This window comes from Amycolatopsis eburnea (assembly GCF_003937945.1).
GTDB classification, from domain to species: Bacteria; Actinomycetota; Actinomycetes; order Mycobacteriales; family Pseudonocardiaceae; genus Amycolatopsis; species Amycolatopsis eburnea.
In genome coordinates, this window is sequence record NZ_RSEC01000043.1 from 1 (window position 1) to 540 (window position 540).

The 540-nt window shown below is 57.6% G+C and carries 1 rRNA gene; it reads right to left on the reverse strand.

Annotation, left to right across the window (positions count from 1 at the left end):
• Positions 1 to 540, reverse strand: a 23S ribosomal RNA gene (locus tag EIY87_RS19830); the annotation flags it as partial.

A 540-nucleotide genomic window follows, 5' to 3' on the forward strand; every position in this document is an offset into this window, starting at 1 on the left:
ACACGCTTACACCAGGACAACCATCGCCTGGCGGAGCTACCTTCCTGCGTCACCCCATCGCTTGACTACTACGAAATCAGGTCCCACGCTCCACACACCATCCTCCGTCCGAAGACATTGGACGATGGCTTTGGGTGGTTAGTATCAAACGCCTCGTCATGGGCGCACATGCTCGGGTACGGGAATATCAACCCGTTGTCCATCGACTACGCCTGTCGGCCTCGCCTTAGGTCCCGACTTACCCTGGGCGGATTAGCCTGGCCCAGGAACCCTTGGTCATCCGGCGGCAGAGTTTCTCACTCTGCATTCGCTACTCATGCCTGCATTCTCACTCCCACACCCTCCACGACTGGCTTCCGCCGCCGCTTCCCTGGATGCAGGACGCTCCCCTACCCATCAACACGACTACACACAAACCTCAAGGGTTCGCATGGATCTATTGTGTCAATGACACAGCTTCGGCGGTGTGCTTAAGCCCCGCTACATTGTCGGCGCAGGACCACTTGACCAGTGAGCTATTACGCACTCTTTCAAGGGTGG